Origin of the sequence: Bacillus sp. FSL K6-1218 (assembly GCF_038006445.1) — a bacterium.
Classification (GTDB): domain Bacteria; phylum Bacillota; class Bacilli; order Bacillales; family Bacillaceae_G; genus Bacillus_A; species Bacillus_A thuringiensis_S.
In genome coordinates, this window is the sequence record NZ_JBBOVE010000001.1 from 2,695,351 (window position 1) to 2,714,823 (window position 19,473).

Sequence of the window (19,473 nt, forward strand, 5' to 3'; positions counted from 1 at the left end):
TAAAAAGAGATCCTGCCTTGTATGAATAAAACAGGATCTTAAACTAATTAACTTCTTTATCATTATACTTAAAATACATCAGTAAATTGCAACATTAAAATTAAAATACCTAATCCCCATACGTAATACGCGAATACTTTTAAGGAGTGACGTTTTAAATATTGAATCATCCATGAAACGGCTATGTATCCAAAAAACGATGCTGATAACGTTCCGACAATTAAAGATGTACTAGAAATAGATTCTGCTTTCCCTTGAAAAACGTCTACAAATTGCAAAATGATAGCTCCGGCGATTGCTGGTGTCGAAAGTAAAAAAGAAAAGTAAGCAGCTGTTTCACGGTCTAATTTTCTCCATAATGCAGCGACAATTGTCATTCCAGAACGGGAAATGGCTGGAAAAATAGCGGCCGCTTGAAATGAACCGATAATTAATGCGTCTTTATATGTTATGTCATCCATTTTTTTACGACCATTCTTTTGTTTATCTGCCATGTAGAGAAAGAATCCGGTCACTAAAAACTCCCAACCGATTGTGATTCCTGTTTTTGAAATATCTTCAAAGAAGTCTTTAAACAATAAACCAATTACAACTGCGGGTATTGTCCCAACGATAAGTAATAACATGAGCTTTGAAAATGGGTTTTTAATTAAATATATAACTTCTTTTTTGTAATAAATAAACACTGCAAGTAAAGTCCCAATATGCAACATCGTATCTAAAAATAAGCCTGCTTCATCTAATTGAAATAAATGTCTTCCTAAATAAAGATGTCCGGTACTACTGATTGGTAAAAATTCTGTTAAACCTTGAATTATACCTAATATGAAAGCTTCTAACCAATTCATGATGGTCTCCTTTCTCTTTTGCTTGTACCAATATATGAGGGTTAAATTTTCGATATGAAAAAAACTATATTTCTCTATGAATTTACTTTTAATTTATGGATATATATGTAAAGAGAATTAAGGAGGGTTATTATGTGGAAGCACACAAAATTCGGTAATGTATTACTTTGGATGGGCCCTATCCTTGTATTTTTAGGACTATGTATGACAAATGTTATTTCAGATATTCCTTTCTTTGAGGGAAAACATAAAACGCTTGGTATTGTACTTATATTTATAGGGATATTCTGTTTTATTGTGGCTAATCATTTAAAAAAAGGAGAAAGATATGAAGAATAAATCTAAATAAAAAACAATCCTGGCATATTAGCTAGGATTGTTTTTTATTAATGTTGATTATTTGTAGAATACTTTATCAACGTTATATTTCGCTTTGTATTCATTAATGATATATGTTTCGTAAATTTCTCTTTCTGTTGGATCTTCTACGATACATGCATCAATGCGGTATACTTCATCACGGTGATTTTTAATTGGTGAAACATTATCTTCAAAATGCTTCTTAATACGTTGTCTAATTTTACGAGCTTTACCTACGAAAAGTAGTTCGTCATTAATATTGTAAAACATAAAAATGCCGCCTTTATCTCTAGGGAACAAGTGGAAATCGATAAATCCATTAATTGGAGTAATGATTGGCTCGTCTCCTTTAATAACTTGTTTACGTTCAGTAATTGTAACATCAACTTCAGGGATACTAATTTTAATCAAGTTCATTCACGTCCTCTTTTATTATAAAGATAAATAATAGCATACATAAGTAAGAAAAGCTATGTTCAGGGGCATATTTCATTTTATAATTCAAATATTATAGGTGTATCATGTAAACTTTTCTTCCAAATCATATGATCACTGGATTCTCCCCAGTAATCTTTCAATACATAGCTAGGTTTTCCGAACTTTTTCATCCATATACTTTGCGCATTTTTATATCCACTATCTAAACAATATTCTGTTATCCCTCTGCTAAGTAATGTAAGAAACATTGTATGTAGTAATAAACTCCCTATTCCCTTTCTTTGATACTCGGGAAGTATGAATACAGTTCCTATTTCATACAAATTTTTAAGTACACCACCTGTACAACTAGTAATCAATGTACTTGCTGGACCGGTTTCGATTGTTCCAATGATTTTATCATTACTTGTATCAATCGCTAATAAAAAGTAACGACTTTCTCCGTTACTTTCAAAATCACTTTTCAAATACTGCTTTTTTGAGTTAATTTCATTTTCTATGTCATCCAATAATTGTGACAATCCTTCATTTTTGTATGTATTCGTAATAACGATACGGAAAAATAAATATAGTTCATCTACATCATTCAAATTCGGTCTTCTAACTGCAACGTTAGTCATGAATGCATTCTCCAATCTTCATTATGCCATTGTCAATACAACACTTTACATAATCTATTCATCATTATTCTGCAAAAACCTGCATAAATCCAGCAGTATAGAAAGCTCAGTATAAATATTGATAAAATAATTTTTATGTCCATAGTTGTATGAACAGTAGGACCAAGTACCGGAAAACGGAAAACATCGAGAACGATCATAATCCCTATAAGTAGACAAGTCGCTGAAAAGGAAACAATCCAAATTCTCCTCTTGAATTTTAAAAAGGCTAGTCCTAAGGCTAGACCTAATAAGCCTGTAGTAAAAGGAAAGACAATTAGTTCACTTGGCTCAATAATAAATAATAGAAAAATAGTAAGAATATAAGAAAGTATTCCCTCACGAATAGAATAGAAAATAGCAAAAAAAATTGGCAATGTCGAAAATGGACTAATGAGTAAACCTATACCAGGAACTAAGTTTCCTGCTGCTTGAAACATGGTGGCCAATGCACTCATTAAAGCTGTAAGTACTAACTTATTCGCAAGGGACAATTTTCTTTTATGAACAAAGTTCGTATCATGTTCTATCATCAGTTGATACCAATAACGTACAAACCGATTCATCAAAATTCCCCCTAAAGATACCTCATTCATTACTTTCTATATTATTCGTACACATATGGTTTATGAGTTACTTTCTACAAGTTAATAGATGCTAATACATTGAAGATTTTTAGGGGGATAAGTTAAGTCTTGCGTTTTGGAAACAGAATAAATTCCTTATGTTTTTAGACTGCGTATTTGTATCGTATCAAGGAATAATTTCAAAAATGGTACCTTTGTTAAAATCAGTTACTTTCATAGAACTGTAAACTCCTAAATATAATCTAGTTTGATCCGAACTTGTTCCTAAACTCATATAATAAGCTGCTTGCGTACCAAAATCATAATTGGTTTCAATAACACGAAAGTCAGCATGTTTACCGTCTGTACCTGCTCTAGTATAAGCTAAAACACCCTTAACCGGCGGTCGAGAATCTTCTTTCTTAGCAAGGTCGGTAAAAACAACGCTACCCGTTAAATTTGAAATTGCATTTCCCATATATGGCTGAACTCCTGTAAGTGAAGTTCCTCCAAACTTATCGGTTCTAGAATCTTTATGAAAATAACTAAGTAGAGGCAGAATACGCTTCACTGAAGTTTGTATTGTTTCATCATAATAAACTATTGTTCTCTCATCCAAAGTCTGATTTTCGGAACAATGTCGTATAAAAGAAGTAGGTAAATCCCCTTCCCATCCTCGCCACCCAAAATTGATAAAACCATCTTGATTGGGAGTTAACCTCATAAAATGCATTTGAACAAGTTCTGTAACTGGTATAGGTTTATATTGAACAAATGAAAAAATAGACTCTACAATATCCTGTCCGACATTTCCGGTGTATTTGATATATTGATTATAAAACCTTTGAAATGAAATGCCGGTTATATTACGTACTCCTTTTGCAATTACTGTAAGTGTTTCTTGTATAGATAAAGGGAGGTCATTAAAGCGTGTAACTACAGGAGGGTTATTTATAAATGTATTTTTATTTACATCGATTTCAATTATTTTTCCTGCTATTTCTAAATCATCTTGGCTTAAATTAAATGGATCATAACCTGATCCGCCATCTCCATTTGTAAAAACAAGTTTTCCAGTCTCAGGTGAAAAATTTAAACTATTGACTCCGTTATGATTAAAAAATGGTCTTCTTACATTCAGTAATGTTCGTCGCTTTTGAGCTTGGCCGTTAGATTGTAAAGTCCATTCTTCCACTGTATCAATGTGATCATATTGCGTATTTCTATTAACCCACTTTAAATTTAACGTTTTAGGGTCACAAGGATTCGGTTTAAATTGTTCAGAAAGTGCACCTGGACCTTGAGTTCCGGCTACTGAATAATGAAGATAAAATAAACCGTTTTGATAAAATTGTGGATGAAATGCAAGTCCTAGTAATCCTCGTTCATCATAACCGCTACTAGAAACACCTTCTTCAGATGTACCTAATTTAATAATTAGGTGACGAATATCTAAAAATTTCTTTATAACTCCTTCCCCTATGTAAAAAATCTCTCCTAATTGAGTTGCGATAAATAGTCTTTCGGTCGATTCACCTGGAAGTATCGTTGTTTTCAATACGGTTGGTAAATTTACGTTATGAACAATGGGTCGTAAATTAACTTTAACTTTTGTCAATTAACTGTACACCCCTTTTTCTTCTTTTTTATAGAAGAATATGATTAGAGTAGTTCTGTTAGTATTAAATAAGTCGCATTCCTTTTTATTACAATTTTGTATATAATATAAGTATCAATATACTGGGGGACTAATTATGACACTCTTATTACAAATCATCGTACCACTTATATGTGCAATATACTTATTTACCCTCTATCATAACGGGACGTATGGATCAGCTTCATTTATTTTAGCAGTCATGATAGGAATTTTCGGTTTAGAGAATATTTTTCAATATGCTAGTCTAACAGATCATACTATTTATCCATATTGGGGAAGTTTGAAGGCTGTTGTTATCGTTTTATCAGTCGTATTTCTATTTAAAAAAGTTGGTTTAACAGGGAAATATTGATTTTTAATGAGGTACATGTTTTCTTGTTAAATTGCTTTTATTTTATAAAAGAAGAAATATTTATGTAAAAACAAGAAGGGATGTGATACATATGTCTATAAATATTATTTCAATAGTCTCTATCATAATATGGATTGTGTTAATTACAGAACTTATAAAACCTTCAAAAGAACAGAATGGACGAAAAATAGTAACTTTAGTAACTGCTGGTTCCGCATCAACACTAATTTTGACGGTTTCATTTATTCAAAATATCCCGTTTTGGAATTGATAGTGATATAACAACCAAAAATATGTATAAATAAAAAGATTAGGATTCACTCCTAATCTTTTTATTTTGGGGTAGCACCACACATCCATCAACTTAAGAATAAACGCCACCAAAACAAAAAAAGCCCCAAAGTTTTCTTGAAAATAAGTTGGGGCTTTTGAACCAGAAAAGTACATTTTCAATTATGAAAACTACGATAAATTTTTCCTTTTTTCCTACTTGCTAAATTCAGCAAGTAAAATATTTTTAAAAGGATTAGGACTGCCAGTTCTACCCAAACTATTCCAATTGACGACCAACGTATGATTGCCTCCAAGTGTACCTCCAACTAGAGTTGTAAACCCTAGAATGCCACCTGAGTGTCCCCATATCGAGACACCGCTTGGCAGCTTAGTTTCATAGATTCCAAGACCATATCCATCGATTCCTTCTTTTCCTGTAGGAACTGTAGTAAGCATTTGTTTTAGTTGCTGTTCCTTCAGTAACTTGCCACCGAGCAAGTAAGAGAAGAATTTGTTTAAGTCGTCAGCAGTAGAAATCATATCTCCAGCAGAGCTACCTGCACTTGGGTTATAATAAGTAACGTCTTTTAGCTCACTTGCTCCGTCTGGTTGGACATATCCACGGGCATGGTTAGTGCCTGGAATAACACTTGAGTTGCCTGGTAGGAATGTATTCGACAATTCAAGTGGTTCAATAATTCGATTTTCAACCTCTTCCGCATAGCTGTTTCCAGTTACTTTTTCAATAAGAATGCCCAGTAATACGTATCCTGTGTTTGAATAAGACCAGCCCTTTCCTGGAGCAAAGTCTGGAGGCAGAGAAACCCCCATCTTCACTAACTCTTCAGCCGTATACGATTTTTTTGTATCCGTAAAATCAGCGTCTTTTGACCTTGAGTATTCAGCGATACCACTTGTATGGTTCAATATGTGCCGGATAGTAATCTTGTTACCATCATATCCATTTCCTTGAATGACACCAGGCAACCAGTCTTCGATGTAGTCGTTTAGCTTCAGGCGATTCTCTCCAGCTAATTGAAGTACAACTGTTGCGGTGAACGTCTTCGTCACACTCCCAATGCGAAAGCGAAAATCTGTTTTCATTGGTTTCTTGGTTCTCAGATCCGCTATTCCAGCGGCATACCCCCACGTTTTTCCACCCTCAGAAGTTTTAGCAAGTATCCCCGGGTATCCAAGTTGCAATGTATCCCGCATTGCTTGCTTGACGGAAGTATGATCTCGTTGAGTATTTGTTTGTAACGAACTAGATACATTTTGAGTGGGCTCTGCTTTTACAATTGAGGTTGGTGTTGTATATAACAGGGAACTTCCAACTATTAAAAGGGCCAAACTTGCACATGTAATTTGACTACGTATTTTCATAAGGCATTCCTCTCCTCTATTCATATTGTATAAGTGTTTGCTTGCTGTTCCTTACTTCCTAACAAGACTTAGGGAAAGGCCCTCACGCATATAGATTAAAGCCCCAGTACAAAGGTATCTATCAATACCAACAATTTGAGCCATTTAAATCTCCATCCCTTCTATAACAAAATTATTCAAAGGTATGAAAGCATATTATGTACCCTTAGTTATTGTTAGGATTAACACAACATGAGACATAACCATAACCCATATTTTACTTTATTTATCCATAATATGTATTGAGAAAGAATGTAAATTCGAATCCTTTCCGTAACCCAACTATTGATTGTTTTTTCACCTATTATAATTAGTTATTTTGAATTCCATAATAAAAAAACTGTAAAAAAATAACGATTCTCTTAACGTACAGGAAGCGGTTGAAAAATATGTCTATACGCACAATTTTTTTGTTTTGATATGGTGAACCCATCGCCATTAAGCTAAGGTTTTGAAGTACCCACTAAATGAAATTTTTCTTTCTCTACAGTTAGTTACTTTGAGAAGTCATCTCATTTTTTTGTTTTTGGGGTGTTTCTTTTTCTTAACTTGATGGATGTGGGGTCTCGCCACATCCATCAAGTTATCTAAATAAAATACCCTCTAAAAATTAAGAATATTCAAAAATGAAAATAGACATTTATTCACTTCGTTTGTTATAATTCAAACAAAATAAAAAAACGTTTACATTTTACGATATCAAATTTACTGGAGGGGATAAAGATGAAAAAAGCACTTTACATCAATATAGGTGGAGAAGGACACTTAAATCCAACATTAGGATTAGTACATGATTTAGTACAACGTGGAGACAACATTGTCTATTATTCATCAAATGATTTTGAAGAAAAAATCAAAAAAGCAGGTGCACAATTCCGTCCCATCAATCAAGAGGCACAAAGAGAGCTTTCGGAAACTATGAATCTTATGACTTCCCATCCTCAAGAGTACTTATTACACTTCCTTCATGCTATGGAAAGAATTACTGATTCCATTTTTGAAGAAATCTCCAAAGAAACATACGATTACATCCTCTATGATGCACAGTCTTTACCTGGAAAATGGGTTGCTCACCATAGAGGTTTAGCATCTATTGCAACTTGGACCACGTTTGCTTTTTCACAAGAACTAAAAGAAAATATGAACCTGACAGGAACAAGAAACATAGGACAAAAACAGGAACGTTTAGCCATGCTACAAGCATTTTTGCAATTAGAAGAAATAGCAAAAAGGAAACAATATTTAGAAGGAAAATATGAAGTATCCCTATCTGATAATTTTTTACTTTGTCCGGGTTCAGGCGATTTGAATATTGTCTTTACTTCTCGCTATTTCCAAAGAAACAGCAAGGATTTTAAGGATGGCTATATTTTTATCGGTCCTTCCATTGCTGAAAATGAAACTCTAAATGATTTTTCGGTTGATGAATTAAAAGGAGAACGTGTGATTTATATTTCTATGGGAACCATAATTAATAATCAGCCTGAATTCTATCAAAAATGTTTCGTCGGTTTAAAAGATCTCAATACGAAAGTAGTACTTAGTATAGGCAAACAATTAACAGTGGAGCAGCTAGGAGATATACCTGATAATTTTATTGTTGGTAACTATCTTCCACAATTAGATATACTGCGTCAAGCGGATGTATTTATTAGTCATTGTGGAATGAATAGCACAAGTGAATCACTTTATTTTGAAGTACCTCTAGTTATGCTCCCATTTATAAATGATCAGCATACGATTACTGAGCGAGTATACGAACTTGGCGCAGGATTTATGTTAAATATCCAGCAATTATCGGCCGAGGATTTAAAACATGCCGTTAATGAAGTGTTTCAGCATTCGATTTACAAAGAGAATGCCAAAAAAATTAGTCAATCATTCCGTGAGGCAGGTGGTTATATCAAAGCTGTTGATGAGATTATTACATTTACTCGTTAATTCTGCTATGTATGCCACTCAAGGCCTATTAACTTAAAAATTTTATAACACCCTACAACAAGAATATAGAAGAAATGCTGGCAGTATCCCATACTCATCAAGATAAGAAATTAAATACCCCATTACTATCAATTCTTAAGTTGATAGTAATGGGGTAGCACCACATACCCAGCAAGCTAAGGTCTTGAAGTAGCCCCTAAACAAAATTTTAAATTTTTCTAAAGTTATTTATGTGAATTCAAATCGTTTTCAGGAACATATGTGGTCCTTTTATAATTTGAATTTCTTTTTAAGCTTCTTATATTTTCTGTACGAACGTCTAACAATGTTTAACATAAAATACGGTATTTTAACGGGGAAAGGTAATTTATAAATGAAAGGAAAATAAAAGGTGAAATATGCCTTTTCTAGGTCTCTCCACTTACTATCTTCTTTTGTTTTTAAGAAATCAGATACATCGACTACATATCCCCTTCCTTTTTCCATCATCACATTTTTCCCGTGAACATCACAAGGAGTTAACCCTTGTTCCCTCGCATACTCTAAAGCCTCATTAATATCAAGTATTACTTGCTTAGGAATTTTAATACCCTTATGAATAGCATCGTATAAGGTAATTTCTTTTAAACGTTTCAATACTATGAAATTTTCTCCTTTATATATAAGTTTTGAATAAGAAGGATGATCTCCAATTCTTCGGTATACTTCTGACTCTTTTTCAATTCCTTCTCCTTCTCGCACGTAAACTTTCACTACCCAATCTTTGTATTCTCTGTGCATGAATACTGCGGCATAATTACCTGTTCCTAAACACTTCCAAAGTCTAGGAATATCTTTAACTACTACAGGCTCGAATTTATCCTCACTTCTTATGCTTACCTCTTTTAATAATTCGTCCTTTATCAATCCCACAAAACTATTTATACTCATCATTCCCACTCCGGTTTTGCTAAAAGGGGCCCACCCACATTTTAACGAAAATATACACTAAGCGAATTTTAGCATAAAACGAGTCATCTTTCTTCTTAAAATAAAAAGCTAACTCGTTATATTTAAACTGTTGAATACTTAATATTTATTCCGTTATTCATAGCCAAAAACCGTACGATATAAAAATATTTCTAACTATTTTCATTTTTTCAGAGTCAACTGTATAGAGCTTTTCTTAGTGCAAGTTCTCTTAGTGCATTACCTATGCAAAATCTATATTACTCTATTTTATAATCTAAAACATTGTTTAGAAGTGTAGCAAGGATTTGTTAATGGTTCAATTCTTGTTCCACTACTATCTTTGTTAGCTAACACTTTTATTGTTTTAATAATCTTTTGTTTAATTCCCACAATGCTGTTTTGTTGCTATCCCATTTCAAAAACGTTACTGCTTCCTCAAAGCATAACCATTTATAATTGAAGTGTTCTTTAGATAATGATATGTTTTTTGTAGGGACTTTAACTCCAAAAGAAAATTCTTTTATTACATAAACCTCTTCTCCCCAAAGGAATCCTCCAACTACATCCTCTACTGGTAGTGAAGACACAGAATCTAATTGTATATATGGACATTCTCTTGTAATACCAGCCTCTTCAAACGCTTCCCGTTTTGCTGATTCAATAGGAATCTCACCGTCTTCTCCGCCACCAGCTATTCCTTGCCAATAACCATAATCACTTCGGTTGAAAATAGCATATTGAATGGAATTGGCAGTTTTTATATAAGGAAATATCAATACTTGATATGGCGCTCTCATTACTTAATCTCCTCTCGAAAATAAGTTTTAAATCAATATGAATAAAGAGCCGACATCACAATTCTACATTATTAATGCAGGTTTATAATGTCGGCCCTCTATTTTTAAAGAATTTTACTTTTCATAAACAGGCTTACTCTTAACAGAGGAAAAACTGCTTATTCCCTGTCGAATTTGTTTAGCATGGTTTTTCCTAAATGTTAGCAGTACCCTATATTATTCAATTGCGCCAGCAACGTCATAATCATTTAAATCTAATTCAATCGGTTGTCCGAGCGATAGTTTAGCAAGTTCCGCTCCTAAGTATGGACCAGCTGTTAAACCCGAAGCTCCTAATCCATTCGCAACGAAAATTCCTTCAAAGTTAGGTAGTGGTCCTATAACAGGTAAGAATCCTGGTGTGAATGGTCTGAACCCAACTCTCGTTTCAAGCATTGTAGCATTTTCTAAGCCAGGTGCAACTGATAATGCCTTATGGAATACTTCATGTAAACCACCTGCTGTTACACGATGATCGAAACCAGTATCATTCTCATGTGTTGCACCAATTACGACATGACCATTGTCAAACGTTAAAATATATTGATCGTTTGGTGGCATAACAACTGGCATATTTTCTGTTGCTGTATTTTCAATTTGCAGATGAACAATTTGTCCTTTTTGGAATGTAACTAAGAAATTAATTCCTAATGGGTTCAAGATTTCATTCGCCCATGCGCCTGCAGTTACAATAACCTTTTCCGCTAAGATTGTTTCATCGTTTACTGTAACTCCAGTAATATGATTTCCTTCACGTACTAATATGGCATCGCCTTTTATAAAAGTTGCACCATGTTTTTTCGCAGCACTTATTAATGCATTGCGTAATAATCTTCCATTTACTCGTGCAGCACCACTAATATGAACAGAACTATATTCGTCTGATAATGCTGGGAATAATTTTTTTGTTTCTTCAGCTGATAAGCGAGTGATTTCACCAATCTCTGGGGCATCTTCACGTCGTTTATAAGCTCGCTCTTCCATTTGATCTAACTTTTTCTCGTCAGTATGTAAACTAATTGCACCTACACGATTATACCCTGTGTCAGTTTCACCGTCTTCTTCTAATTGCTGAATTAACGAAGAATAGTAACGTGCACCGCCTTTAACAATTTTATACCATGCTTTATTACGACGCTGTGATAGCCATGGACATACAATACCTGCTCCTGCATCAGTTGCTTGTCCTAATTGTTGGCGATCCACGATAGTAACATTCGCACCTGCCTTAGCAAGATGATAAGCAGTAGACGCTCCTAAAATTCCAGATCCAACTACAATATACGATTTCATTTCAAACACCTTTTCTCTTTTGGTAATTATATAAATATAAGAACATTCCTTAGTATAATGGAAGGAATACTTTTTTCAATGTACTCATCACAATTAATTGTTGCAGCATTGTGACTTTCTTAATCATTATTTTTTCTTCTTACGGAATAATTCAATTGTTTTATAGCCTTGTGAAAGGATTTCTATCATTTTCTCTAGACGTTTTTCACGTGTTTTTTCTTGTTTCACAGAAAAAAGATTACGTGCCCAATCTTTTTGGTATCCAGGCGTTAAACTTTGATAAAACTTAAGTTCATTCGGATGATTAGCTAATAATGCTTCAACATCTTTAATTCGATCTGCATAATCGGCAACACATTGACTCATAGCAGATGTTTTCATTGTTTTTTTCTTTTCACGTTTTAAACCTACAACAGTAAAGACTTCATCCATACTTACCATTCGTGCAAATTTAATATCGCTTTCTCCCACATAACCATCTTCTCCAACATTTAATGCCGGAAACATCTCATCACGGTGAATAAACGTACTATAACGAGCATTACCTTTTTTCGGATATGCGAAGAACACGTAACCTTTTTCAATTAGTAATTCTTCATTACTAATAATAAAATTCGTTTGTTTCACCATTTCATCAAGCGTTTCTACAAATATAAAGATAGCATCGTGTTCTTTTGAGAATGCAGTTTCTTTACCTGTAAAAATGTCATACTCACTTGGTTCGTTAATAACGACCATATTTGTATACTTATTAAGTTTCAATTTATCAATAACCGACATAATAATCTTCCTTTACATTCAAAGTTCATTGTACATACTTTTTCGTACTGTTCTAGTGTATTATATGTATTAAGAAAATCAAACTTTAAATCATATTATTCTGCTGCAAAAGAACCAGTTTTTCATACATATGAAGAAACTGAGAAAACATTAAAAACATTAACTATACCGCATTTTCCGAAACATATTAGACGAAAACCATTTACACAAAAAATAATAAAGATAGCCGCTTCTGAATAAGTACCGGCTATCTTTATTATTCATAACTTAATAGCAAATAAAGTATATAAAAGCTCTCTATATTGTTCTTCTGTAACCTCACGCTTTGTTTTTGCTCCATAAATAATTTCAGTTACACTATTATTCGTTAAAGAGACATGGCCATAGTCCGTCAATTTCACTGCAATTGGTCCCTTATTAAAAATAGATTTCTCATCTTCTATTACTCTTCTTTGAACATCGTTTACTACTATCTCATCAATAATATGTTTATAAAAAGCATGACATACTTTCCATTCTCCAGCAGCATCTATTCTTTCTAAAACATAATTTCCTTTACTCGTATCTTTTCGTCTCACCCGGTACGAACCATTCTTTGAAGAAACAGACTCATCAGTAAAAGGTACAGGAACAAGAGGTACTAACGAAGCTATACCTACATCAATTAAATACTGTACATTAGCATAAGTTAAAATAATTGTTATATGGCCATCCTCAAGTGCCCATGCATTTATATCACTTTTATAAACCGTACCTAATGCCAGTTGTACATCATAGCCACAGTCTTTTAAGAAATAGTAAAAAAGAGTGTTTAATTCGTAGCAAAGTCCACCACGGGAACTAGTTAAAATTTTCTCTCGTAAGTTTTCCAGAGAGATTTGATTCGTATTACGTGCTATAACGTCTAAATTCTCAAATGGTATAGTATGCGCAAATGAAAAGAGTATAGTAGGTAATTCTTCAAACGTTACTTCATTACGTTTTTTAAGATTTAATCTTGTGAAAAGCTGATCTTGTAAACTTGTCATATTTAGCACCCCTTAAAATTTTATAAGTTTAAATAATATATGCTGATTGTAAATTTTAAGGGGTACTGTAACAACGTACATTTCATTTAACTGTACCGGTACAAAAAGTCTAACCGACAAGATCACTTAAGATAAGAAGCTACGAATACAAATTTAATAGTTTGTCTATAGGTAAATTATTATGATCGCTTAAATCAACAAAATACTGAAGTTGCCACATTTGGCTCTTTTTAGCTTGATTGCTGACAGGCTTATCCCATATAGGATAAATCCTCATAGCCATCTTGCCTTTTTGATTTTGTGCTCTCAAGATTTTTTCCTTAAGAAGAATCTCTTTAGGCAAAATAAATTGTCCTAGTTTATGATCATCTATACAAGTAATAACTAATAAGTCAGGAGCAGTGTCATAAGAAAATGCTTGATTTTGCATATTGTCATCTTTCTCCCAAAAAGAAACAAATTGACCAATTTTATTAGGTGTAACTTTTGATTTTCTAAAACGAATGGTTTTGTTATTTAAGTCAAATAAACATCCTGCATATTCTGCGTTTTGCTTTTCTTCTTTTAGATTCGTAATCATTAAGTTGTTAGGTTTGTAAACTATATTATTTAAATTTTGGATTATATTATTAAAATTGTTCAAGAAAACTCCCCCTTTATTCATCTCTTAGTTTACCACAAACATCAGTTCTTCTATATCGTATATAATCATGAACTAAGTGAAATGGGGGAATTTAGCAGGATATAATTATTACTTTAATGTACTTAGTTTTTCAATTGCTTGTTGTTCAGTTGCTAAGTAAAAAATGTCATTCCCTTTATTACATTCATAAATAAAATTCTTTAAGCTTTTACTAGTATACATAGAGAAATCTCCAACAATAGCAATCTTTACCTTGTAGTTTATAAACTTTTGAAGGATATCGCCCGCAAGCCGTGTTTTTAGATCAAAGAAATCTTCACTTATTAAAGATTTATGGATAATAATATGTTTCGCATCTACCTCATATTGAACTGTTGCCATAGTATCTAATGCAGACTGAACATCCGATATTAATACCTTATCGTTTCTAATGACCGCAATATTGATTCCATCGATTACTACTTTCTTTATTTCCATAGTCCCACCCCTTTATAATTTACACAGTATGAGTAAAATTGTTTTACAAAACTTCGTATTAATCATAGATTAAATTAGCCGCAGCTATTAAAATCGCCTCTATTTTTTATTGTAAATATATATTTTTTATTACTAATACGGTCAATGAAATTAATGATTGTTTCTCTTTTTTATATTTTTGAATATATATGAGATTACTTTTACTTGTTATAAAAATATTGTGGAGTAACATAACTTAACAAACTATCCAAAGTGTTAATCTCGGCATATGGTTGTATTTTGGTAGTATTCTTGATTTTCTGAGGGTTAAACCACACACCTTTTATATTTACATTTTGAGGACCAGCAATATCCTTTTCTAAGTCATCCCCAACAAATAAAGTATTTTCCGGCTGTAAATTTAGCTTATTTAATGCTAGTTCGAATATACGTTTATCAGGTTTACTAAATCCCACTTCTTCAGAAATAATGATTGTTTCAAAATACCTATTTAAATTCGTGTTAAATATTTTAGCTTTTTGCCTCTGAGTTGAGCCATTTGTTATAATTCCAACTTTAAAGTGCTTCTTTATTTGATTTAAGAAATGAATAGTATTTGGGTCTATTGAAAAACATCTAGGGAAATTATTATTCCAAAAATCTTGGATATAATTGCGTGGCAATCTATACTTCGGCGTGAATTCATCAAACAATGATTCTAAAATTGTCGTTTTATTACTTATGCCATATTCTCTTTTATCGTATTCTTTGAATTTCTGTAACATGTTGCTTTTAGCTGCACCATCTACATTTTCATAACACTTTTCTAAAACAATTAAAAATAATGCCGCTACTGCCTTATCCCTATCAAGTAACGTATCATCTAAATCAAACAGCATAGCTTTATAACCCTTCAAATCATTTCACAACCTTTCTAGTATTATGTAAACCTCTTCAAGTTCGTACCTTTAAACTTTTGGTTTAGCAAGAGCATTGTTATGTAGTGATTAACGATTAAACAGAAACTAGATGAAAGAAGTCCAAAGTTCTTGGCACACACTCTAGTATTACTGTAGCTTCTTCTATATTGAAATTCCTTTCCCTCTTTTGGTAAAGAAGCACAAGTGTATTTTCGCGAAATTTCAGAAATTACATACATTTTATATTATTATACATTAGTTTTTCGTACATCTTTTCATACGATAAGTTTTTTCAACCATACAACAAAGTAAATGGAGCTAAGACGTTAAACACCCTATGCAGTTTCCTACTGTATCTCCACATAAACTCCAGATAGTACGGCTATAATGACTACCAGAGGTGATATTATGAAAAACTATCATATTCTCGTGGTAGAGGACGATCAAGAAATTCAGGAATTAATTAAACAGTTTTTAATGACACAGCATTATACAGTGGTAGTCGCTTCAGATGGACTAGAGGGTATGACACAATTTAATAAGCAATCCTTTGATTTAATTCTTCTAGATGTCATGATGCCCAATCTTAATGGGTTTGAAGTTTCTAAAATGATCCGAAGTCAGTCAAACGTACCAATTATTATGCTAACTGCGTTGGAAGAAGAGGAAGATCAAATGAAAGGATTCGACCTTGGGATCGATGATTATATAACAAAACCCTTTTCATTTCATGTTTTGATTAGACGAGTCGAAGCTGTACTTAGAAGAAGTTATGATAAAAATGTAAATAATCATTTGATATTTAAAGAAGTGCGTATTGATGTGGATGCATATAGAGTATATGTAAATGACGTTGAAATTATATTAACGACAAAAGAGTTTGAAATTCTACAACTACTATTTCAAAATGAGAGAAAAGTACTTACAAGAGAAAATATCGTAGAGAAGGTTTGGGGGTACGATTATTTTGGAGAAACACGAATAATTGATACACATATTAAAAATCTACGTAAAAAATTAGCTATCCCTTATATTAAAACAATAAAGGGTATTGGTTATAAAATTGATGAATAGTATTGTGAAACTCATGAAGATGAAGCAAATTACTTATAAACTCTTTATGACTACATCTCTCATTTTGTTATCCTTTGCAGTATTGATTTATTTAACTTTATACTTCTTTCTCCCTACATTTTATGAGCAATACAAAACAGATCAACTTCAAACAGGGATAAAAGAAATCATTGATAAGTCTAAAGATCTTACGTTTCAAGATGCGATACCACTTTTTGATGAATATGCAAAAAAAAATAATGCGATGCTTTATCTTCAAAATAATGAGGGAATAATTAAATACTCTCCTTCATTTTCTTTTACTCAAAGTGGTTCGCAAACAACAGTAGTTACTAGAGCAACACGGTTCGAGAATGTAGGTACCCTTAGCAATTCATATAATGTTACGAAACCAATTCAATTCCAAGATGGTAGTTTAACGCTTGTAGTGTTTGCTACATTTCAACCGATTGATGAAGCTTCACAAGTTTTAGTACGCTTTCTCCCCTATATTAGTATCATTGTGCTCATTATTGGTATAGGGAGTGCTTATTTTTATTCCAGGTTTATTACAAAGCCACTTATTTATATTAATGAAGGTGCACAAAAGATGGCAAATTTAGATTTCTCCGAAAAAATTGAGGTTCGCTCTACAGATGAGTTAGGAGAATTGTCTAATAGTTTGAATGACATGTCTATTAACTTACAACAAGCTATGTTTGATTTAAAAAAAGCAAATGAACAATTAAAAAATGATATTGAAAAAGAAAGAGAAATAGAAACAAAACGCAGAGAGTTTTTTGCGATTGTAGCACATGAATTAAAGTCCCCTCTTACTGTAATGAAAGGCTACTTAGAAGGGATGATTTACAATATTGGCCCTTATCAAAATCGCGATCAATATTTAAAGAAAAATCATCGAATTATTGAAAGTATGGAACAATTAGTTCGTGAAATTTTAAGCGTATCGAAATTAGAACAACACACCTTCAAACTAAAAGTAGAGGAAGTTAACCCTTCAAAGTTAATAGGTACAATCACAAAAGATCTCGAATTTTTTGCTTCTCAAAAAAGCATCGAAATAATAAAAGAAATTGATTCTGACCTTTCTATTTATACAGATTGTGCTCTTTTAGAAAAAGCATGTAAAAATATTATCCACAATGCGGTTATGTATTCACCACATAATGAAAAAGTCTATATAAAGTTAAGAGAGAATTCTAAACAAGATCAAATCGAAATGAAAATTATAAATACAGGTATCAATATTAAAGATGAAGATATTCAACAAATTTTCAAACCATTTTATCGAATTGAAAAATCAAGGAATCGAAATACTGGAGGAAGTGGTTTGGGGCTATATATTGTTAAACAAATTCTTGAAACGTTAGATATAAAGTATTCAATAAAAAATATGGAACATAGTGTGCAATTTTGCATGAGTATTCCGCTATCTAAACATAAAAACAAATAAACTCTCCTTTAAATAGGATGAGTTTATTTGTTTTTGTAGTAAGTATAAACTTATTAACAGGCTTTTCGTTTAATGACGTATGCTACTTTTTAAATGGCGATTGTCATAAGTAGCGAAAAACTGTATTCACCTTAAATATTTACCTTCTACTATAACAGCAGAAAAAGCGAAATTACGCTTAGCAGCAAATTAGATTCTCTTATTTGAGATACATTTCATCTATGAAACTGAAAAGGAGGATGAAAAATGTATATTCACCTCCATTTTCAGATTAATTTGGAATTCTTTTATGTTAAGCTATATATAAAGATTAAACATAAAACAAAAAGGATGATTCGTATGCAAATAAGACCACAAGCAAGTGAATATAACTCCTATTATGCAACGTATACCAACTTGGTATCAGACGGAAATATCATACATATTCTAGAACAACAAATGAAGGAAACGAATCTTTTATTAAAGGGAATTTCTGATAGTGAGGGACTTTTCCGGTATGCTCCTACTAAATGGAGTATAAAAGAAGTAATCGGTCATATAGCAGATACAGAACGGATTATGGCGTATCGATTGCTATCAATTGCTCGAGGCGAGACAGCAGAACTTCCAGGCTATAATGATGATATGTATGTTCTTAGAGCTGCTTTTGATAAGCAATCTATGCAAGATCTTCTTGAGAATTTAATAGTTGTTCGCCAATCTACCCTGCATTTACTTAGAAGCTTAGATAAAGAAGCTTGGTCACAAAGAGGAAATGCGAATAATTCTGAAGTTACAGTTCGTGCATTAGCATACATCATTGCTGGTCATGAGCTTCATCATCTTCAAATTATAAAAGAACGTTACCTTGGTTCTAATCTATATCCAGCAACTTAATATTTGAAGAACAAGAGTCCTATTTATGTAGGGCTCTTGTTCAGTATTTATAACGTATTAGCGCTTAGAACCATGGCAATTAAATGTCTTTATTTATAAAATTCACCACATAATATTTATGCTATCCCCTCTTATTCTGTACATAATTTTCTTTAGGCTGATATACTATAAACACAATAGTTCTGGAAAGGTGATGATATTATGCATGAACAACAAAATAATAGAGATAGAGATCAAAAAATGATGTTTTCTATGCAAGGAGTTCCCACAAATAAAATTAACATGCATCAATTACCTAAATGGATTAGAATTTTTGGCTATTGTGCGTTTGGTTGGATGATAGTATTTAGTTTAATTATGATTGTAGGTTTAATTCTGCAATAACTATACAGAGTAGGTAAACGGGACGATATTTAGATTATACATCTAGGTAATGTTCCGTTTTTTATGTGTGATTATCCCATGATATAGGTAACCAATTATACTAAAAAGAACTTGTAGAATATCCTACAAGTTCTTTTTCAAATATTATTAAAACGGGAACAACAAACTATTTTAACATTCAGTACAGGGAGACCATTTTGGTTATGGCTTGATTTTATTATAAAATAAATATAATCTTTTGAAAGGTCTGAATTTTTAAA

22 protein-coding genes are annotated in these 19,473 nt (G+C 32.4%); 8 read left to right on the forward strand and 14 right to left on the reverse strand.

Annotation, left to right across the window (positions count from 1 at the left end):
* Nucleotides 1-68 precede the first annotated feature (68 nt).
* Nucleotides 69-848: an undecaprenyl-diphosphate phosphatase gene (locus MHI26_RS13655; protein WP_061667894.1), complete on the reverse strand. Its 780-nt coding sequence runs from the start codon at nt 846-848 to the stop codon at nt 69-71.
* A 132-nt stretch (nt 849-980) separates the two neighbouring features.
* Here MHI26_RS13655 and MHI26_RS13660 point away from each other — a divergent pair, with 132 nt between their 5' ends.
* The gene (locus MHI26_RS13660) at nt 981-1,187 is read left to right on the forward strand and encodes a hypothetical protein (protein ID WP_000265470.1); all 207 of its coding nucleotides are present in this window, start codon (nt 981-983) and stop codon (nt 1,185-1,187) included.
* A gap of 57 nt (nt 1,188-1,244) precedes the next feature.
* Here the strand turns inward: MHI26_RS13660 and MHI26_RS13665 are convergent, their stop codons facing one another.
* The 4 genes from MHI26_RS13665 to MHI26_RS13680 all read right to left on the reverse strand — a co-directional run bounded on the left by MHI26_RS13665 (nt 1,245) and on the right by MHI26_RS13680 (nt 4,489).
* On the reverse strand, nt 1,245-1,625 hold the full coding sequence (locus tag MHI26_RS13665; RefSeq protein ID WP_001048947.1) for a nucleotide excision repair endonuclease: 381 nt from the start codon (nt 1,623-1,625) through the stop codon (nt 1,245-1,247).
* 77 nt (nt 1,626-1,702) lie between these two features.
* Nucleotides 1,703-2,266, reverse strand: coding sequence for a GNAT family N-acetyltransferase (locus tag MHI26_RS13670; protein WP_016081371.1), 564 nt, complete (start codon nt 2,264-2,266; stop codon nt 1,703-1,705).
* 32 nt (nt 2,267-2,298) lie between these two features.
* Nucleotides 2,299-2,871: a hypothetical protein gene (locus MHI26_RS13675; RefSeq protein WP_061667893.1), complete on the reverse strand. Its 573-nt coding sequence runs from the start codon at nt 2,869-2,871 to the stop codon at nt 2,299-2,301.
* A 187-nt stretch (nt 2,872-3,058) separates the two neighbouring features.
* Nucleotides 3,059-4,489, reverse strand: coding sequence for a PQQ-dependent sugar dehydrogenase (locus MHI26_RS13680; protein WP_000169962.1), 1,431 nt, complete (start codon nt 4,487-4,489; stop codon nt 3,059-3,061).
* A gap of 136 nt (nt 4,490-4,625) precedes the next feature.
* On the opposite strand from MHI26_RS13680, the gene MHI26_RS13685 reads away from it, so the two are divergent.
* A complete protein-coding gene (locus tag MHI26_RS13685; RefSeq protein ID WP_061667892.1) occupies nt 4,626-4,883 on the forward strand; it encodes a hypothetical protein in 258 nt (85 codons plus the stop codon).
* A gap of 91 nt (nt 4,884-4,974) precedes the next feature.
* Nucleotides 4,975-5,154 carry a hypothetical protein gene (locus MHI26_RS13690; protein ID WP_000026325.1) on the forward strand — a complete coding sequence of 60 codons (180 nt, stop codon included), beginning with the start codon at nt 4,975-4,977 and terminating at the stop codon, nt 5,152-5,154.
* 215 nt (nt 5,155-5,369) lie between these two features.
* Here the strand turns inward: MHI26_RS13690 and MHI26_RS13695 are convergent, their stop codons facing one another.
* Nucleotides 5,370-6,539 (reverse strand): serine hydrolase domain-containing protein, encoded by a 1,170-nt coding sequence (locus tag MHI26_RS13695; protein ID WP_000702514.1) that lies wholly within the window; start codon nt 6,537-6,539, stop codon nt 5,370-5,372.
* A gap of 762 nt (nt 6,540-7,301) precedes the next feature.
* Between MHI26_RS13695 and MHI26_RS13700 the strand changes: the two genes are divergently transcribed.
* Complete coding sequence (locus MHI26_RS13700; RefSeq protein WP_061666121.1) at nt 7,302-8,519, forward strand: macrolide family glycosyltransferase; 1,218 nt, start codon at nt 7,302-7,304, stop codon at nt 8,517-8,519.
* Nucleotides 8,520-8,789: 270 nt separating this feature from the next.
* On the opposite strand, the gene MHI26_RS13705 is transcribed toward MHI26_RS13700, so the two are convergent.
* From MHI26_RS13705 to MHI26_RS13740, 8 genes are all read right to left on the reverse strand, one after another.
* Nucleotides 8,790-9,449 carry a serine/threonine protein kinase gene (locus MHI26_RS13705; protein WP_000026525.1) on the reverse strand — a complete coding sequence of 220 codons (660 nt, stop codon included), beginning with the start codon at nt 9,447-9,449 and terminating at the stop codon, nt 8,790-8,792.
* Nucleotides 9,450-9,826: 377 nt separating this feature from the next.
* On the reverse strand, nt 9,827-10,267 hold the full coding sequence (locus MHI26_RS13710) for an NUDIX hydrolase (protein ID WP_001202592.1): 441 nt from the start codon (nt 10,265-10,267) through the stop codon (nt 9,827-9,829).
* Between the two features lie 216 nt (nt 10,268-10,483).
* The gene (locus tag MHI26_RS13715; protein ID WP_061666122.1) at nt 10,484-11,599 is read right to left on the reverse strand and encodes an NAD(P)/FAD-dependent oxidoreductase; all 1,116 of its coding nucleotides are present in this window, start codon (nt 11,597-11,599) and stop codon (nt 10,484-10,486) included.
* 126 nt (nt 11,600-11,725) lie between these two features.
* Nucleotides 11,726-12,379, reverse strand: coding sequence for a YdeI/OmpD-associated family protein (locus tag MHI26_RS13720; RefSeq protein ID WP_000110856.1), 654 nt, complete (start codon nt 12,377-12,379; stop codon nt 11,726-11,728).
* A gap of 260 nt (nt 12,380-12,639) precedes the next feature.
* Nucleotides 12,640-13,407, reverse strand: a complete 768-nt coding sequence (locus tag MHI26_RS13725) for an arylamine N-acetyltransferase family protein (protein WP_000202754.1) — start codon at nt 13,405-13,407, stop codon at nt 12,640-12,642.
* Between the two features lie 139 nt (nt 13,408-13,546).
* Nucleotides 13,547-14,071, reverse strand: a complete 525-nt coding sequence (locus MHI26_RS13730) for a MepB family protein (protein ID WP_003307143.1) — start codon at nt 14,069-14,071, stop codon at nt 13,547-13,549.
* Nucleotides 14,072-14,158: 87 nt separating this feature from the next.
* Complete coding sequence (locus MHI26_RS13735) at nt 14,159-14,527, reverse strand: DUF4180 domain-containing protein (RefSeq protein ID WP_061666120.1); 369 nt, start codon at nt 14,525-14,527, stop codon at nt 14,159-14,161.
* Between the two features lie 200 nt (nt 14,528-14,727).
* Nucleotides 14,728-15,405, reverse strand: coding sequence for an HAD family hydrolase (locus MHI26_RS13740; protein WP_000895694.1), 678 nt, complete (start codon nt 15,403-15,405; stop codon nt 14,728-14,730).
* 429 nt (nt 15,406-15,834) lie between these two features.
* Here MHI26_RS13740 and MHI26_RS13745 point away from each other — a divergent pair, with 429 nt between their 5' ends.
* The 4 genes from MHI26_RS13745 (at nt 15,835) to MHI26_RS13760 (ending at nt 19,213) form a co-directional block, all read left to right on the forward strand.
* Complete coding sequence (locus MHI26_RS13745; RefSeq protein WP_000800727.1) at nt 15,835-16,500, forward strand: response regulator transcription factor; 666 nt, start codon at nt 15,835-15,837, stop codon at nt 16,498-16,500.
* Nucleotides 16,493-17,953: a sensor histidine kinase gene (locus tag MHI26_RS13750; protein WP_061666119.1), complete on the forward strand. Its 1,461-nt coding sequence runs from the start codon at nt 16,493-16,495 to the stop codon at nt 17,951-17,953. The genes MHI26_RS13745 and MHI26_RS13750 overlap by 8 nt, the downstream gene beginning before the upstream one ends.
* A gap of 339 nt (nt 17,954-18,292) precedes the next feature.
* Nucleotides 18,293-18,829, forward strand: a complete 537-nt coding sequence (locus MHI26_RS13755) for a DinB family protein (protein WP_042973330.1) — start codon at nt 18,293-18,295, stop codon at nt 18,827-18,829.
* Between the two features lie 201 nt (nt 18,830-19,030).
* Nucleotides 19,031-19,213 carry a hypothetical protein gene (locus MHI26_RS13760; RefSeq protein WP_061666118.1) on the forward strand — a complete coding sequence of 61 codons (183 nt, stop codon included), beginning with the start codon at nt 19,031-19,033 and terminating at the stop codon, nt 19,211-19,213.
* Nucleotides 19,214-19,473 lie beyond the last annotated feature (260 nt).

Coding starts and splice junctions, on each gene's coding strand:
- MHI26_RS13655 (WP_061667894.1), bottom strand. CDS start 848: ATGAATTGGTTAGAAGCTTTCATATTAGGTATAATTCAAGGTTTAACA.
- MHI26_RS13660 (WP_000265470.1), top strand. CDS start 981: ATGTGGAAGCACACAAAATTCGGTAATGTATTACTTTGGATGGGCCCT.
- MHI26_RS13665 (WP_001048947.1), bottom strand. CDS start 1,625: ATGAACTTGATTAAAATTAGTATCCCTGAAGTTGATGTTACAATTACT.
- MHI26_RS13670 (WP_016081371.1), bottom strand. CDS start 2,266: ATGACTAACGTTGCAGTTAGAAGACCGAATTTGAATGATGTAGATGAA.
- MHI26_RS13675 (WP_061667893.1), bottom strand. CDS start 2,871: ATGAATCGGTTTGTACGTTATTGGTATCAACTGATGATAGAACATGAT.
- MHI26_RS13685 (WP_061667892.1), top strand. CDS start 4,626: ATGACACTCTTATTACAAATCATCGTACCACTTATATGTGCAATATAC.
- MHI26_RS13690 (WP_000026325.1), top strand. CDS start 4,975: ATGTCTATAAATATTATTTCAATAGTCTCTATCATAATATGGATTGTG.
- MHI26_RS13695 (WP_000702514.1), bottom strand. CDS start 6,539: ATGAAAATACGTAGTCAAATTACATGTGCAAGTTTGGCCCTTTTAATA.
- MHI26_RS13700 (WP_061666121.1), top strand. CDS start 7,302: ATGAAAAAAGCACTTTACATCAATATAGGTGGAGAAGGACACTTAAAT.
- MHI26_RS13705 (WP_000026525.1), bottom strand. CDS start 9,449: ATGAGTATAAATAGTTTTGTGGGATTGATAAAGGACGAATTATTAAAA.
- MHI26_RS13710 (WP_001202592.1), bottom strand. CDS start 10,267: ATGAGAGCGCCATATCAAGTATTGATATTTCCTTATATAAAAACTGCC.
- MHI26_RS13715 (WP_061666122.1), bottom strand. CDS start 11,599: ATGAAATCGTATATTGTAGTTGGATCTGGAATTTTAGGAGCGTCTACT.
- MHI26_RS13720 (WP_000110856.1), bottom strand. CDS start 12,379: ATGTCGGTTATTGATAAATTGAAACTTAATAAGTATACAAATATGGTC.
- MHI26_RS13725 (WP_000202754.1), bottom strand. CDS start 13,407: ATGACAAGTTTACAAGATCAGCTTTTCACAAGATTAAATCTTAAAAAA.
- MHI26_RS13730 (WP_003307143.1), bottom strand. CDS start 14,071: ATGAATAAAGGGGGAGTTTTCTTGAACAATTTTAATAATATAATCCAA.
- MHI26_RS13735 (WP_061666120.1), bottom strand. CDS start 14,527: ATGGAAATAAAGAAAGTAGTAATCGATGGAATCAATATTGCGGTCATT.
- MHI26_RS13740 (WP_000895694.1), bottom strand. CDS start 15,405: ATGCTGTTTGATTTAGATGATACGTTACTTGATAGGGATAAGGCAGTA.
- MHI26_RS13745 (WP_000800727.1), top strand. CDS start 15,835: ATGAAAAACTATCATATTCTCGTGGTAGAGGACGATCAAGAAATTCAG.
- MHI26_RS13750 (WP_061666119.1), top strand. CDS start 16,493: ATGAATAGTATTGTGAAACTCATGAAGATGAAGCAAATTACTTATAAA.
- MHI26_RS13755 (WP_042973330.1), top strand. CDS start 18,293: ATGCAAATAAGACCACAAGCAAGTGAATATAACTCCTATTATGCAACG.
- MHI26_RS13760 (WP_061666118.1), top strand. CDS start 19,031: ATGCATGAACAACAAAATAATAGAGATAGAGATCAAAAAATGATGTTT.